10 protein-coding genes and 2 tRNA genes are annotated in these 15,801 nt (G+C 39.1%); 8 read left to right on the top strand and 4 right to left on the bottom strand.

Annotation, left to right across the window (positions count from 1 at the left end; translation table 11 throughout):
- Positions 1-122: 122 nt before the first annotated feature.
- From xerD to ppk1, 8 genes are all read left to right on the top strand, one after another.
- Positions 123-1,016, top strand: a complete 894-nt coding sequence (gene xerD, locus CGC50_RS01495) for a site-specific tyrosine recombinase XerD (protein ID WP_198541625.1) — start codon at positions 123-125, stop codon at positions 1,014-1,016.
- Between the two features lie 42 nt (positions 1,017-1,058).
- Positions 1,059-3,518: a M1 family metallopeptidase gene (locus CGC50_RS01490; RefSeq protein WP_198541624.1), complete on the top strand. Its 2,460-nt coding sequence runs from the start codon at positions 1,059-1,061 to the stop codon at positions 3,516-3,518.
- Between the two features lie 138 nt (positions 3,519-3,656).
- Positions 3,657-4,463, top strand: a complete 807-nt coding sequence (locus tag CGC50_RS01485) for a M48 family metallopeptidase (RefSeq protein WP_002667987.1) — start codon at positions 3,657-3,659, stop codon at positions 4,461-4,463.
- An 83-nt stretch (positions 4,464-4,546) separates the two neighbouring features.
- A complete protein-coding gene (locus tag CGC50_RS01480; protein ID WP_095909396.1) occupies positions 4,547-6,670 on the top strand; it encodes a Tex family protein in 2,124 nt (707 codons plus the stop codon).
- A 27-nt stretch (positions 6,671-6,697) separates the two neighbouring features.
- On the top strand, positions 6,698-8,752 hold the full coding sequence (locus CGC50_RS01475; RefSeq protein WP_198541623.1) for a S9 family peptidase: 2,055 nt from the start codon (positions 6,698-6,700) through the stop codon (positions 8,750-8,752).
- A gap of 343 nt (positions 8,753-9,095) precedes the next feature.
- Positions 9,096-10,022 carry a tetratricopeptide repeat protein gene (locus tag CGC50_RS01470; RefSeq protein WP_198541622.1) on the top strand — a complete coding sequence of 309 codons (927 nt, stop codon included), beginning with the start codon at positions 9,096-9,098 and terminating at the stop codon, positions 10,020-10,022.
- A gap of 31 nt (positions 10,023-10,053) precedes the next feature.
- Entirely contained in the window at positions 10,054-11,892 is a 1,839-nt protein-coding gene (locus CGC50_RS01465) for a BatD family protein (protein WP_095909395.1), read from the top strand.
- A 10-nt stretch (positions 11,893-11,902) separates the two neighbouring features.
- Positions 11,903-13,957 carry a polyphosphate kinase 1 gene (gene ppk1, locus CGC50_RS01460; protein WP_095909394.1) on the top strand — a complete coding sequence of 685 codons (2,055 nt, stop codon included), beginning with the start codon at positions 11,903-11,905 and terminating at the stop codon, positions 13,955-13,957.
- A 286-nt stretch (positions 13,958-14,243) separates the two neighbouring features.
- Here the strand turns inward: ppk1 and rpsT are convergent, their stop codons facing one another.
- The 4 genes from rpsT to CGC50_RS01440 form a co-directional block, all read right to left on the bottom strand.
- Complete coding sequence (rpsT, locus tag CGC50_RS01455) at positions 14,244-14,501, bottom strand: 30S ribosomal protein S20 (RefSeq protein ID WP_002668130.1); 258 nt, start codon at positions 14,499-14,501, stop codon at positions 14,244-14,246.
- Between the two features lie 49 nt (positions 14,502-14,550).
- Positions 14,551-14,622, bottom strand: a tRNA-Glu gene (locus CGC50_RS01450).
- Positions 14,623-14,651: 29 nt separating this feature from the next.
- Positions 14,652-14,723: transfer RNA gene (locus CGC50_RS01445), tRNA-Glu, on the bottom strand.
- A gap of 196 nt (positions 14,724-14,919) precedes the next feature.
- Positions 14,920-15,654 (bottom strand): hypothetical protein, encoded by a 735-nt coding sequence (locus CGC50_RS01440; protein WP_095909393.1) that lies wholly within the window; start codon positions 15,652-15,654, stop codon positions 14,920-14,922.
- Positions 15,655-15,801: the final 147 nt, after the last annotated feature.

The raw sequence follows: 15,801 nt of genomic DNA, 5'->3' as shown, positions 1-15,801 counted from the left end.
AGATGTCAGTAGTTAGATTTTAGATAAAACTAGGCATTATTATCATTGATAATTCATCATTAAAAAAAATATTACGAATTATTAGTCAAATTGATTAATAATTCGTATTTTTGCTTTATGATATGTGGAAGAAGCTTTTAAAAGATTTTGAGCATTACCTAAAGATAGAGAGAGGGATGTCTCCAAACTCAGTACAATCCTATCTCTTTGATTTAGAGAAGCTCAGTGACTATATAAACCTTCATCAGATAGAGGAGCGTCCGGAAAATATCTCGGCAGAGACACTCAGAGAGTTTGTCTATCAGCAGAGTAAGGAGCTACAAGCACGTTCTCAATCGCGGCTTATATCCTCTTTGAAGAGTTTTTTCAAGTATCTGCTCTTGGAGAACTATCGGGAAGATTTCCCTATGGAGTACATAGATACTCCTAAGTATGGTATGAAGCTACCTGATACCCTCTCTGTTGAGGAAATAGATGCACTTATTGCAGGAATAGACCTTTCCACATCGGAGGGGCATCGCAATCGGGCTATTATAGAAACTTTATATGGGTGTGGGCTACGTGTATCAGAGCTGGTAAACCTACACCTCTCAGACCTTTTTTTCGAGGAAGGATTTATACGGGTATTGGGTAAGGGAGACAAACAGCGCTTGGTACCTATCAGTGAGTATACACAGAAACAGATAAATAACTATATACAGCATCAGCGCAAGGAAGTACCTCAAGTGAAGGAATTTACTGATATAGTATTTCTCAATAGGCGTGGCAAACAGCTCACCCGAGCGATGATCTTTACCATAATAAAGCAGACAGCAGCAGCTATAGGGCTGACTAAAACTATCAGTCCGCACACCTTTAGGCATTCTTTTGCTACCCATTTGTTGGAGAATGGAGCTAACCTTAGGGCTATTCAGCTTATGCTGGGGCATGAGAGCATTACCACAACAGAAATATATACGCATATAGACCATTCTTATCTTTCAAAAGTGGTAAATACTTATCACCCAAGGAAATAGAAAAGAGAAAATAAGAAAAAATATTTTAATTTATTTTGATATATGATACGAAAATATCTATTATTTGCTATGCTTGCAACCTCTGTGGGAGCCATAGCACAGACTGAAACTTCTGGGCGTTCCCTCTATCACGCCGAGGCTACTAAGTACAGTGCCTTGGATCATACCAAGCTACGTGTATCTTTGAATTTTGAGAAAAAAGAACTTTATGGAGAAGAGTGGCTTACTGCAGCCCCTTATTTCTATCCGACCGATTCTCTGATGCTGGATGCACAGGCTATGCTGATCCATAGTGTAAATCTCAGTGATAAGAAAGGAACTATAGGAAAACCACTTACCTATAAGTATGATAAGGACAGACTCACTATTCGCTTGGACAAAACCTACCAAAGAGGAGAAAAATATACCATATACATTAAGTATACAGCTCAACCAGAGAATGTAGGCAAACATGGTAGTTTGGCCATTAGTGATGCTAAAGGGTTGTACTTTATCAACTCCAACAAAGAAGATAAGGATCGTCCTATACAAGTATGGTCACAGGGAGAAACTAAAGCCAATTCTTGTTGGTTTCCTACCATCGATGAGACCAACCAGAAATCTTCTCAGGAGATATACATCACAGTACCAGACAAATTTGTCACTCTCTCCAATGGGGTACTTTCCTCTTCTAAAAAAGATGGAAAAGGGATGCGTACTGACTATTGGGTGATGAATCAGAAACATGCCCCTTATCTCTTCTTCCTTGGAGCAGGAGAGTATGCAGAAGTTAAGGACAAACCATGGAGAGGTAAAGTGCCTATCACATACTATGTAGAAAAAGAATATGCAGATGTAGCTAAGAGAATCTTCGGAAAGACCTCTGAAATGATAGAGTTCTATTCTAAAAGATTGGATTATGACTACCCTTGGCCAAAATATTACCAAATGACCGCTCAAGAATACGTAAGTGGAGCCATGGAAAATACTACAGCTGTACTACACAGCTCTATGGCTCAGCAAGATGCAGAATCCCTCAATGACCAGAATATCTGGGAAGCTACTATAGCACATGAGCTTTTCCACCATTGGTTTGGAGACTTAGTAACTGCAGAAAGCTGGGCTAACCTTACCGTAAATGAGTCCTTTGCTAACTATTCTGAATATCTTTGGTTAGAACACAAATATGGGAAAGACTATGCAGACTATCATATGAACCGTGATATCACAGGTTATAAGAATAGCGGCTCTTTTGATAAGGACTTAGTACGCTTCAACTACAAAGAACGTGAAGATATGTTCGATGCCGTATCCTATAACAAAGGAGGAGGGATCCTCCATATGCTACGTAACTACTTGGGTGACAAGGCATTTTTCGAAGGAATTTCTAAGTACTTAAAGAACAATCAGTTTGGAACAGGAGAAGCACATCAGTTACGTCTTGCTTTGGAAAAAGTAAGTGGACGTGACCTCAACTGGTTCTTTAACCAATGGTATTTCAATCATGGAAATGTAGTGATGACTCCTAAAGTAACTTATGATAGTGCTAAAGGAGAAGCCGTATTGGAAATTGCTCAGGATGAGAAACTTATGTTCCAATTCCCTTTAGAGGTAGACATCTATGACGCAGGAAAATATGTGCGTAAAGAGGTATGGGTGGATGCCAAAGCCAAGAATGAGTTCCGCTTTAAAGTATCTCCTAAGTATAGCCTAATCAACGTTGACCCTCGTGGACTGATCGTAGGAGATGAAGCTGCTTACAAGACACCCGAACAATATCTCTTCCAGTACCAAAATGCTAAAGACTATAAGAGCCGTAACCAAGCCATTGAGTATGCTGTTACTACAGGGAATTCAGATATTCTTCTCTTAGCTCTAAAGGATCCTTTCTTCCGCTTGCGTATCAAAGCTATCCAAGGACTCAGACCTGACAACGTAGCACAATGGGCACCTGTGGTAGAGAATTTGGCACAGAATGATCCAGAAAACTTGACCAAGGCAGCTGCTATTGCACAACTCTCTCGCCTAAGAGATGCTAAATACAAATCCTTGTATGAAAAATCAGTGAAACTCCCTTCACGTGCTGTTAAAATAGCTGCAGCTTCTGCTTTAGTAGCTTTAGACCCTTCTCAAGCAGGTCAGTATATCGATATGATCGACTTGAAAGGACTTAGCTTTGAACAATTTATGTCCTTCTATCCTTATATACTTAAGAGCCGCAATGAAAAATATTTGCCTATATTATTGGATAAGGTTATCTATTACCCATTGTACCCAGAACAATATCAAGCTCCTATCAAAGAAGGATTTACTTGGCTGATGAGTGTAGACAATACAGAATACACCAAGAAAGTAACCAAATCACTAAGCAATGTATTTGGCTGGTTGAATGAAGAACAGAAAAAACACTTACATGCAGTAGCTGAAGAAGGACTCAAAATAAAGGAAGATCTCCTAAAGAAAAATCCTAATTCTCAGTCTATCAAAGCACAGGTGGAACTGTTGAAAAATATCAAATGGTAAATGTAGCGTACAATTGATTTTTATTTTTAGGTTAAGTAGGTCATTTCTTCTTGAGGTGACCTACTTAATTTTTTCCTATAGAATACTTCTAATTCAAAAAAAAGATGTACATTTGCACTTGTTATTAAATAATAGAAGATGAAAAAAATACTTTTAATAGGAATTTTGTTAGTTGTTTCTTCCTGTAAAACCAATCCTTTTACAGGAAAACAAACTTTGAACTTTATGTCGAATAGTTCACTTTTCCCAACCTCATTTTCTCAATATAATGAGTTTCTCTCTACCAGTAAGGTTATCAAAGGTACTCCCGAGGCCGAGATGATCAAGCGTGTAGGAGAGCGTATTGCTAAGGCATCACAACTATGGTTGGATAGAAATGGATATAAGAACTATCTGAAGGACTACCGCTGGGAATACAACTTGGTAGAGAACAAAGAGCTCAATGCGTGGTGTATGCCAGGAGGGAAAATTGTGTTCTATACAGGGATACTTCCTATAGCTAAGAATGAGCGTGGTATTGCAGTGATTATGGGGCATGAGGTAGCCCATGCTTTGGCCGATCATGGAGCACAGCGTATGAGTGCTTCTACCCTTCAACAGATAGGAGCATTGGCAGGAAATGTACTACTAAGCAATAGCAAATACCTTAATGAGTTTAATACCGCCTATGGCTTAGGTACCCAAGTAGGGGTAATGCTTCCTTTTAGCAGAAGTCATGAGAGCGAAGCCGATGCTATAGGTCTTCAGATTATGGCACTGGCAGGCTATGATCCAGATGAAGGGTATAAACTATGGGAACGCATGAGTGCTGCCTCAGGAGGCGGAAGCTCCAGCTCGCTTCTAAGTACCCACCCTTCCAATCAGTCGCGTATTGCACACCTTAAAGAGTTGGCTCCCAAGGTGAAAGCAGAAGCTAAGAAATATGGAGTAACCCGATTCGAATAATAGAAAAATAACCATCAAGAAAAAGGAGTATTTGTTTGCTCCTTTTTTCTTTTTTATTACCTTTGTACCTTATTCTTTTATTTATGACAAATATCCAATTCATTAAGGCTCAAGTGTCCACCACTGAAAAAGCCATTGAGAATACACTGACTTTGCTTTCGGAAGGCTGCACGATTCCCTTTATAGCACGCTATCGCAAGGATAGAACAGGCAATCTGGATGAGGTTGCCATTGAGAAAATAGCTAAAGCACAAGCCGATTACGAAAATATCTGCAAGCGTAAGGAGACCATCCTTTCCAGTGTAGAGGAACAAGGAAAGCTTACCGAGGAACTCCGCAAGCGTATAGAAGCTTCCTATGAGCTGACAGAATTGGAGGATTTATACCTTCCCTATAAGAAAAAGCGCAAAACTAAAGGCGATGTAGCTAAGGAAAATGGTTTAGAACCCTTAGCCAAGCAGCTCATGAGTCAGAGAGTGGCTGACATAGAACAACTTGCCTTGCGTTATCTTTCAGACAACGTCGCTACAGTCGAGGATGCTCTACAAGGAGCATCGGATATCATAGCCGAGTGGATCAATGAAAATATGTATGTGCGCCGTACTCTCAGAAGGGTTTTCCAACGCAAAGCTCAGCTCTGTACAGAAGTAGCCAAAGGTAAAGAAAATGACGAAGAAGCTCAAAAATATGCTCAGTACTTTGATTGGAGTGAGCCCCTATCCAAGGTGCCTTCCCATCGTGTATTGGCTATGCTACGTGCTGAAAAAGAAGGATTTGTTCGCCTTAAAGTACAAGTAGAAACAGAGGATACACTTCCTTTTATAGAAGAAACTATTATCAAAGGCAACGGTCAGACCGCTGACTTTCTAAAAAAGGCTATCAAGGATAGCTATAAGCGTCTTTTAGAGCCCTCTATTTCCAATGAAACTCTCCAAGAAGTTAAGGACAAGGCAGATGCCAAGGCCATAGAAGTCTTTTCAGATAATCTTTCTCAGCTATTACTCTCTTCTCCCTTAGGAGAAAAGCGTATATTGGCGATAGATCCAGGATTTCGTACCGGATGCAAGGTAGTTTGTTTGGATGAAAAAGGAGATTTATTACACAATGAAACCATTTTTCCACACGCTCCTCAGCACGAGACTGCTATGGCAATGAAGAAAATTCGTACAATGGTCGAGCAGTATCGCATAGAGGCTATTAGTATAGGTAATGGTACCGCTTCGAGAGAGACAGAACGCTTTATCAAAGAGATTTCTTTCCCTCATCCTCTACAGGTCTTTGTAGTCAGCGAAGCTGGAGCATCGGTGTACTCAGCCTCAAAGATAGCTCGAGAGGAATTCCCTACATACGACGTAACGGTGCGTGGCGCCGTCTCCATTGGTCGTAGATTGTCCGACCCCTTGGCAGAGCTGGTTAAAATAGAACCTAAGAGTATAGGAGTAGGCCAGTACCAACACGATGTAAACCAAACTCTACTCAAACAAGAACTTGATGCTACAGTGATTCGCTGTGTGAATAAGGTAGGGGTAAACCTCAACACCGCCAGTGGCTCCCTGCTTAGTTACGTATCGGGCATAGGGGAGAAAATGGCAGAGAATATTGTTGCCTATCGTTCGGCCAATGGAGCTTTCCGCAGAAGAGAAGACCTCAAGAAGGTACCTCGCTTAGGCGATAAGGTCTACCAACAGGCAGTAGCCTTTCTAAGGGTGCACAATAGTGAAAATCCGTTGGACAACTCGGCAGTACACCCCGAAGCCTATCCTATCATCAAGCAAATGGCCAAAGATTTGGGAATCTCAGTAGAAAAGCTTATAGGTAATAAGCAAGCTATCTCAGCTATTGATATAAAAAAGTACAAAAATGAAGAAGTGGGAGAACTTTATCTCAAGGATGTGCTCAAGGAATTGGAAAAACCAGGTCTTGATCCGAGAAAAGCTGCTAAAGTATTCGAATTTGACCCAAATGTAAAAACATTTGACGATGTGAGAGTGGGTATGATACTACCAGGAATTGTCAATAACATTACTGCCTTTGGCTGTTTTGTGGATATAGGTATCAAGGAAAGTGGTTTGGTACACATCTCTCAGCTCAAAGATGGCTATGTGTCAGAGGTAAGTGAGGTGGTCAAGCTCCATGAGCAAGTGCAAGTAAAAGTCACTGAAGTGGATACTGCCCGCAAGCGTATTTCCTTGAGTATGATACTATAACAAAAAACAAAGCAAGTTAAGAAAACGATGAATATAACACCCCCAAAGGCTCCTAAGCGACAGACGATATTGGAGACACATTCCGACAAACGTATAGATAACTATTTCTGGCTCAATGAGCGAGATAGCCCTGAGGTATTGGCATATCTTGAGGCAGAAAATGCTTATTTTAAGCAGCAGACCCAGCATACTCAAGCTTTAGAAGAGGCTCTTTTTCAGGAGATGAAGGGGCGTATCAAAGAAGATGACCAGTCGGTACCCTACAAGTACAATGGTTATTGGTACTATTCTCGTTTTGAACAAGGGAAGGAATACCCTATTTACCTGCGCCAAAGGGATGAAGAAGGAGCAAGAGAAGAAGTGCTCTTTGATGTCAATCAGATGGCGGAAGGACACAAGTTTTATCAGTTTGCCGAATATTCCATAAGTCCTGATAATCAGTGGGCATCTTTTTCTGTGGATACCCGTGGCAGACGAATGTATTCTCTTTTTATCAAGAACTTGAAAACAGGGGAGATTCTTCCTACCGAGATAAAAAACACCGATGGAGGGAGCTGCTGGGCAAATGATAGCAAGACCCTTTTCTATACCAAAATAGATCCTCAGACTCTGCGTTCGCATAAGGTATATCGTCATCAAGTAGGGCAGACTTCCCCTAAGGATGTATTGGTCTTTCATGAAAAAGATGAGACCTTTAATACTGGCATCTTCAAGTCAAAATCAGAGCAATACCTTATCATTGAGTCTGATAGTACTCTTTCTACCGAAAGCCGCTTCTTGGATGCCTCCACACCTGAAGGCACCTTCAAGATATTTCAACCTCGCCAAAGGGGATTGGAGTATGATATTGCCCATTATGGAGAATATTTCTATGTGCTGAACAATGCTGATGGAGCGACTAATTTCAAGTTGGACAAGACTCCTATCACTCATACCGAACTTGAACACTGGAGTGAAGTACTCCCCCATAGAGAGGATACTCGCTTGGAGGAAGTGGATATCTTTAAAGAATATTTGGTAGTTACCGAGCGTTCTCAAGGGCTTTCTCAGTTAAGAATCATCCGCTGGGATGGCACCAAGGATATGTATTTGCCTTTTGACAACGAGACCTATACGGCTTCTACAGGGCTCAATTTGGATTTTGATACCCATTGGCTGCGCTATATCTATAATTCTATGACAACTCCTTACTCTATAATAGATTATAACATGCTTACTTCAGAGCAGCAGGTCAGAAAGGAGCAGGAGGTGCTGGGAGGTAAGTTTTCCAAGGAGAATTACCACTCGGAGCGTATCTGGGCAACAGCTCCTGATGGAGTTAAGGTACCTATTTCATTGGTCTATCGTAAAGGGCTAACTTTAGATGGCAGTCACCCTCTATTGCTTTATGGCTATGGTTCTTATGGCATCACTATAGATCCCTCTTTTTCGACTACACGCTTGAGCTTGCTTGATAGAGGATTTGTATTTGCTATTGCGCATATACGAGGCGGAGAGTACTTAGGTCGTCCCTGGTATGAAGCAGGGAAGCTCATGCAGAAGCAAAATACCTTTACTGACTTTATCGCCTGCGCTCGACACCTGATAGGCGAGAAATATACCAGTGCCCAGCATCTATACGCTATGGGAGGATCTGCAGGAGGATTGCTTATGGGAGCGGTAATCAACCAAGCTCCCGAGCTTTTTCATGGAGTGGTAGCCAATGTCCCCTTTGTGGATGTACTCACTACCATGTTGGACGATTCTATTCCCCTTACCACAGGCGAATATGATGAATGGGGCAACCCTAATGACAAGGCTTATTATGATTATATGAAGGCCTATTCTCCCTATGATAATGTACAGCGTAAAGCCTATCCACATCTGCTGGTGCTCACAGGTTATCACGATTCTCAAGTACAATATTGGGAACCGGCCAAGTGGGTTGCCAAGCTTAGAGAACTCAAGACAGATAACCATATCTTGCTCTTTTATACCGATATGAGTTCAGGACATAGTGGTGCTTCGGGGCGCTATGAAGCACTTCGGGAAATAGCAAGAGAGTATACTTTTCTCTTGGATTTGGAAGGAATTTATCTATAGTGAAAAGTGTAGGGGCGAATTGCTCACATACTCCACTCCACCAGCTTGTGGACTTTGCCCCTACACCGATTCATACCAACTTTTTGTAAACCATTTCCTATTGACTACAAATATTATTCTTTTTCTTCTTAATTTGCATGATAAGAGAACTTTTTCTCATTTTCTTCCAAAAGAACTGCAAGAAATGTGTCAGTAGGAGGAAGAACTTTTGAGTGAAAAGGAAAGAGCATTTTAGTAATATGTATAGTAGATATTTATAGAAATTCTTAAAATAAAGACAAAAAAGAATTTTTATAAGAATTAATGTTGTAATTTTGTGGTCAGAAAGTAAGTACTTATTTCTATGAAAAAAATACAACTATTAATGATACTTTTCCCTATAATAGCTTTTTCGCAAAAGGCTGAAAAAGAGTTCTCTAAAGCAGAACTAGCCAAGAGGGAGAAGGCACAGCGGCAGTCACAAGCCTTTGCCTACCAAGGGTATCAGGCGGAAAAAGCACATAAGCTATTGGATTCAGAAATGGATTATAGAAAAGCTATATCCAAAAACAAAGAAAATGCAGTAGCTCAATACAATATGGGTGATGTACTCTACTCTCAAGAGGCTTATAATGAGGCTACTCATTATTATCAAGAAGCATCAGTCAATAAAGAAGCGTCTAAGGAGGACAAGCATAAGGCATTTCATAACTTAGGCAATTTGGCTATGCAAAACAAAAAATATGAAGAGGCCGTACAATTCTACAAAGAAGCTCTTAGAAACAATCCTACCGATGAACAGACACGCTATAACTTGGCTATAGCTAAAGAAAAACTCAAAAAACAACAACAAGAGAACAAAAACAATCAAAATAATCAAAACAATCAACAAAATAAAGATAACAAAGATAATAAAGATAATCAAAATAAAGACAATAAGGATAATAAGGACAATCAAAACAAGGATAACAAAGACAATAAGGATAATAAGGACAATCAAAACAAGGATAACAAAGACAATAAAGATAATAAAGATAATCAAAACAAAGATAATAAGGACAATAAGAATAACAAAAATCAAGGAAGTCCTGAAAGGGATAAACAAGAGAATAATAACCAAGATAACAGAGAAAGCAATACCCCAGAGGAGGGAGAGAGAAAAGAACTTTCTGCCGAACAGATGAATCGTATTCTCAATGCCATCAATAATGAAGAGAAAAAAACTCAAGAGAAGCTCAATGCGAATAAAGTGAAAGGGAAGGCAAAGAAATCAAATACGAAAGATTGGTAAATACTTATATTGGTTCCTACAAAAGTAGTTTATGCGTAGTTTTTTATTTCAAATATTATTTTTTTCATTCACTACCCTGCTTTCTGCACAAGAAGTATCCTTCAGGGCAGAACCCTCACGTAAGTCTTTAGGGGAAAATGAGCGCTTGAGGGTCGATTTTATCATGAATAGAGAAGGAGACAATTTCACCCCACCTTCGTTTGAGAATTTTGAATATTCAGGACCTACCCAATCTGTATCTAATTCTTGGATCAATGGTGTACGCAGTTTTTCCAAGACCTATACCTACATGCTACAACCCAAAAAGAAAGGAAAACTCACCATAGGGGCAGCATCAGTCATTATAGAAGGTAAAGAGTATAAGACCAAACCCCTCACTATAGAGGTGACCGATCCTGTGGCCAATCCTCGAAGTGCACAAACGACTCCTCCGACCAGTCCTTTTGGTAATAATAGCCCTTTTGGCAACTTCCCCTTTGGCTTTGATCCTTTTGGAACAGAAGAGGTACAATCTATGGAAATTATAGAACCTACCAAGGAAGACCTCTTTATCACAGCAGAAGTGTCAAGTAATCATGTATTTGTCAATCAGCCTGTTACTATTACCTATAAGATGTACTTATCAGCTCGTTTTGGCATTGCAGGGTTTGAAAGTATAGAAGATCCACGCTATGCCAACTTCTGGAGCCAACAGCTATTGGATAAACTACAAGTGACTGAGGTAGTGCACAATGGGAAGCCCTTTCGTTGTATTACCCTCAAGCAAGTATTGCTATACCCTCAACAGTCAGGAGAACAAGAGATTTCTCCTCTTTCTACCTCTTTCGTATTGCAATTGCCCTCCAATCAGGTGGATTTCTTTGGAAACCGCTCTTATGTAACTCGTAGCAGAAGACTGCAATCCAATGCGTTGAAGATAAAAGTATCCCCCTTACCAGAGGAAGGTAAGCCGGCCAACTTTTCTGGAGCTGTCGGTAAGTTCTCCCTATCGTTGAATTTCCCTACTCGTACAGTCAATGCTGGAGAAACAGCTCAAGGAGAGGTAATTATCTCAGGAAAAGGGAACTTCAAACTCTTTGATATGCCTAAACTGACTTTCCCACCAGCCTTAGAGGTATATACTCCTAAGGAAGAAGAGCATCTAAACCACAGTGCTACGGGAGTCAGTGGAGATATCACCCATACCTATACCATAGTACCCCAATACAAAGGAAAATTCCCTATTGCTCCATTGAGTTTTACCTTTTTCGATCCAGAGACACAGAAGTATGAGACTCTTACCTTAGATCCTTTCACCATAGAAGTACCCAATGGAGAAGAATATAATGCCACTTCCCCAGAAAATACCTCTGAGGTTGCACAAGAGAAAGGCCAATTCGCCCCTCTTAAAACAGAAGCAAAACTTGCTCCGATCAATCGAGCAGTATTCTTTGGGTCAGGCTTATTCTACCTATTATGGCTTTTACCGATAGTTCTGATTCCTATAGTACTTCTCCTTAGGTACTTCTATCAAAAAAGAAATGATGATACTGCTGAGAATAGAAGCCGTAGAACAAACCGATTGGCTAAGAAATACCTATCAGCAGCTAAGAAAAATATCCATAATAAGGAACTTTTCTACGAATCCATGGAAAGAGGATTACACACCTATCTCAAGGCAAAACTTCATATAGAGACCAGTGAATTGTCCAAAGATAAGGTGCGAGAGTTACTTGAGGAAAAACAAGTAGAGAGCAGTACAATAGCCAGATTCTTGCAGCTACTTTCCAACTGTGAAATGGCTCGTTATGCTCCTTATACACAGGCTGATATAGATAATGATTACGAGCAAGCAGCCTCCATCATAGCCTTACTAGATAAACAATTATAAAGATATAACCATGAACTCAATCACAGAAATTCCCTTAGTAAGCAGAGAGCTTAGCTGGCTCTCCTTCAACGAACGTGTATTACAAGAAGCCAGTGATGCCCGAAATCCACTGGTAGAGAGGCTACGCTTTGTGGGGATTTTCTCCAACAACTTGGATGAGTTTTTCCGTATACGCTATGCTATAGTCAAGCGAGATTTCAAGTTGATCAAAGATAAGGAAGCCGCCAGTAAGGCACAATTGTTCTTAGAACAGATCAATGAGCAAGTAGTACTACTACAGCAAAAGAGCCTCGCTATACTCGAATGTATAAAAGAAGAACTAAAGAAGGAAAAGATTTATATTATCAATGAAAAAGAACTTCTACCCCAGCATGTGGAGTATGTGAAGGAATATTTTATCAATACCATCAGTCCTGCTCTTTTTACCATTATCTTAGATGAAGTGGCGGCTTTGCCTACTCTTAAGGACGATGTGGCCTACTTGGCTGTAAGGATGTTGCTCAAAACAGAGGAAAAAGAGAAAACAAAGATACAATATGCTCTGATAGAACTACCTAAGACCTTAGACCGCTTTGTGGTATTGCCCAAGGTGAATGGCAATAACTATATTATTCTCTTGGATGATATTATTCGCTTTTGTTTGACTACACATTTCTACATCTTCCCTTGTGAGGAGATTTCAGCCTATATGATCAAGATCACTCGTAATGCCGAACTAGACTTGGATACAGACCTGAATAAGAGCTTTATAGAGAAAATCTCCCATAGTGTAGAAGGGCGCAAACAGGCTGAGCCTGTACGCTTTATCTATGACAAACTTATAGACGAGCAGATGCTTCATTTTCTAAAAGAGAAAATGTGTATACAAGCTACTGATAGTATCATTGCGGGAGGGCGTTATCACAACCGACGTGATTATATGAGTTTTCCCGCTTGTGATAATCAAGGGTTGCTCTATCCACCTTTCTATCCCTCACCCATTAGGAAACTTAGGGTAGAGGAAAGTCTCTTTGCACAAATCGCTCAAAGAGATTATCTGCAATATACTCCCTATCATAGTTTTTCGTACTTGATTCGCTTCTTAAGAGAAGCTGCTTTAGATCCTAAGGTAAAGACAATCAAAATTACTATTTATCGCTTGGCCAAACAGTCTCAAGTGATTAACTCACTGATCAATGCTGTTAAGAATGGTAAGAAAGTAACAGTACAGATAGAGCTCCAAGCTCGTTTTGATGAGACTGCCAATATTCACTATGCAGAACTCTTACAGCGAGAAGGAGTTAGAATTATCTTTGGAATACGAGGGCTTAAGGTACATAGCAAAATAGGAGTGATAGAGCGAGAGGAAGCAGAAGGAATACGCCGTTATGGCTTTATTAGTACAGGCAATTTCAATGAAGATTCAGCTAAGATATATACCGACTATACTCTTTTTACCGCTCATAAGGAGATATTGGAAGATGTGGATCGGGTATTTGCTTTCTTTGATACCCCATTTCAGATATTCCAGTACAATCATTTATTAGTTTCTCCTCACTATACCAAAAATACTTTTCTTTCACTTATAGATAGGGAAATAGCTTTGGCTCAGCAGGGGAAAGAAGCTTTTCTAAAACTTAAAATGAATGGTCTTACGAGTAAAACTATGATAGAGAAGCTCTATCAGGCCAGTCAAGCAGGAGTCAAAATACAGATGATCGTTCGAGGAGTGTGTTCTTTGGTTCCTGGTCTTAAGGGTATAAGTGAACATATAGAGGTTATCAGTATAGTGGATCGCTTCTTAGAGCATTCTCGCTTGTATATTTTTGGGAATGGAGGAGCTCCTATTTATTATATTTCTTCAGCAGATTGGATGTCTCGCAATCTTAATAATAGGGTGGAGGTTTCTTGTCCTATTTATCAGGAGGATATACAACAACAGTTATGGGATACTTTCCATTTGGCTTGGGAGGATAAGGTGAAAGCACGTGTTATAAATCAAGCACAAGACAATGTATATCGCTCTAAAAAAGAGGGAAAATCCTCTCAAGAGGCTATCAATGAATATTATATAGGTAACAGATAAAGTTAGTGAGTGCTCACAACAGGGTATGTGAGTAATAGTACGAATCAATAGTTAATATTATTCGCTAATTTTCTAATATGCAATAAACTCATATCTCTATCTTATCGTTGGTCAAGCCCTATCCTGATTTGGTATAAGTTACTTGTAGAGACGCAATTTATTGTGCATATGTGATGCTATTCGTCTATAGATAGAAGTAGTAGATAAAAAATAAAGACTATTTTGTTATCAAAATAGTCTTTATTAATAGTAATTTTAAATATTTCACTATGAGCAAATGATTTTTTTAAGCTACTAATGAATTAACGTGTTTCATTAGATTGCTTTTTAGATTACCCGCTTTATTTTTATGGATAATATTTCTTTTTGCTAACTTATCAATCATAGAAACTACATTAGGTAAAAGTTCTTTAGCTACGGAAGCATCAGTAGTAGTGCGTAAACGCTTGATAGCATTACGAGTAGTTTTATGTTGGTAACGATTTCTAAGGCGAGCTGCCTCGTTTCTTCTAATTCTTTTGATTGCTGACTTATGGTTTGCCATTTTCTTATCTCAATTAAAGTGGTACTTACTAAAATTACTAAAAAATATGTAGTCCGTAGGGGAATCGAACCCCTGTTACAAGGATGAAAACCTTGCGTCCTAACCCCTAGACGAACGGACCGCGCAATTCTAAAACATAATTTTAAGTAGTAGTCCGTAGGGGAATCGAACCCCTGTTACAAGGATGAAAACCTTGCGTCCTAACCCCTAGACGAACGGACCATTGAGTGGTATTATGTTTCTCAATTGCGAGTGCAAAGGTACAACTTTTTTTTTAATCTGCAAGAGTTTTCAACAAAAAAATTAAAATTTTTTTCATTTTTTTCTTTTTCTATTGATTATCAGTATTTTGTATTGTTCAAAAAATAGAGGTAAAGGTTAGGATTTAGTTTCTAATAGTAGGAAAGGCAATCATCCATTATCGTTTTTTATATCCGAATAGTTCTATTTTTGAGCCCTCAGGAATAAGGTAATATACTTCCTTGTTAGTACAGTCCTCTTTTAGTGCTGGATGCAAATCTTTTTCTAAGTATATTTTCCGTACTCTTTTTACAGCAGGCTCGAAGATTTTTTTACTAAAGGATAATTTTTTAGCTCTATACATTTTGTAAGAGGTAATAGTGTCATTTTCTATATTCCCAAAAATAACATCTGTGTGAATAGCTGCATTATGTGTTCTCCCAAAAGGTAAATTGCCTCCTAAGTTAAAGAAATGATCTTGGAAAATGAGCTTATTATCCTCTAAGAGGAAAAAACCTCCACCTTCTAAGTGTATTTTTATTGCTGTTTTGGTATAACAAATACCCTCGTCATTAGGTTTAGATAGTTTTTCGTTGTCAAGCTTCATATAAGAGCGAAAGACCTTTCCTGAAGGATGAAATATATACAAAGAAAGCATGGGATATGGTTCTTCTTGTATATATATTCTATTATATTTTAAAAAAGTAGAATCTTTATAATGGGTTTTATGGGCTATTTTACAGAAAAAATCCTTATAGTAAGAAGAATATATGATATTTTTATAATTGATTTTCTCTTGTTGGAGAAAATCTTTAAACATTTCAGTATTTTCTTCTTTTATTGTCTTGCAACTAAGTAATAAGAATAATATAACTATAGTCAAGCCCTTTGCTTTGGAAAAGAGTTTTTTCATATAATCAGTTGTTAGTCTTTATTACTGTTGCCAGCGTGGTGCTGCAGGGGCGAATTGCAATTCGCCCCCTAAAAACAGAATTTTTTGAACAGCTTTCATGGTAGGAAGAACTGCAAGCGCACGACAGCGTATGAGATCATTAACCAT

Origin of the sequence: Capnocytophaga gingivalis, assembly GCF_002302415.1 — a bacterium.
GTDB classification, from domain to species: Bacteria; Bacteroidota; Bacteroidia; order Flavobacteriales; family Flavobacteriaceae; genus Capnocytophaga; species Capnocytophaga gingivalis.
This window is presented reverse-complemented; position numbering and strand designations above follow the sequence as displayed.

Coding starts and splice junctions, on each gene's coding strand:
- xerD (WP_198541625.1), top strand. CDS start 123: ATGTGGAAGAAGCTTTTAAAAGATTTTGAGCATTACCTAAAGATAGAG.
- CGC50_RS01465 (WP_095909395.1), top strand. CDS start 10,054: ATGCGTAGTTTTTTATTTCAAATATTATTTTTTTCATTCACTACCCTG.
- CGC50_RS01475 (WP_198541623.1), top strand. CDS start 6,698: ATGAATATAACACCCCCAAAGGCTCCTAAGCGACAGACGATATTGGAG.
- ppk1 (WP_095909394.1), top strand. CDS start 11,903: ATGAACTCAATCACAGAAATTCCCTTAGTAAGCAGAGAGCTTAGCTGG.
- CGC50_RS01490 (WP_198541624.1), top strand. CDS start 1,059: ATGATACGAAAATATCTATTATTTGCTATGCTTGCAACCTCTGTGGGA.
- CGC50_RS01480 (WP_095909396.1), top strand. CDS start 4,547: ATGACAAATATCCAATTCATTAAGGCTCAAGTGTCCACCACTGAAAAA.
- CGC50_RS01470 (WP_198541622.1), top strand. CDS start 9,096: ATGAAAAAAATACAACTATTAATGATACTTTTCCCTATAATAGCTTTT.
- CGC50_RS01485 (WP_002667987.1), top strand. CDS start 3,657: ATGAAAAAAATACTTTTAATAGGAATTTTGTTAGTTGTTTCTTCCTGT.
- CGC50_RS01440 (WP_095909393.1), bottom strand. CDS start 15,654: ATGAAAAAACTCTTTTCCAAAGCAAAGGGCTTGACTATAGTTATATTA.
- rpsT (WP_002668130.1), bottom strand. CDS start 14,501: ATGGCAAACCATAAGTCAGCAATCAAAAGAATTAGAAGAAACGAGGCA.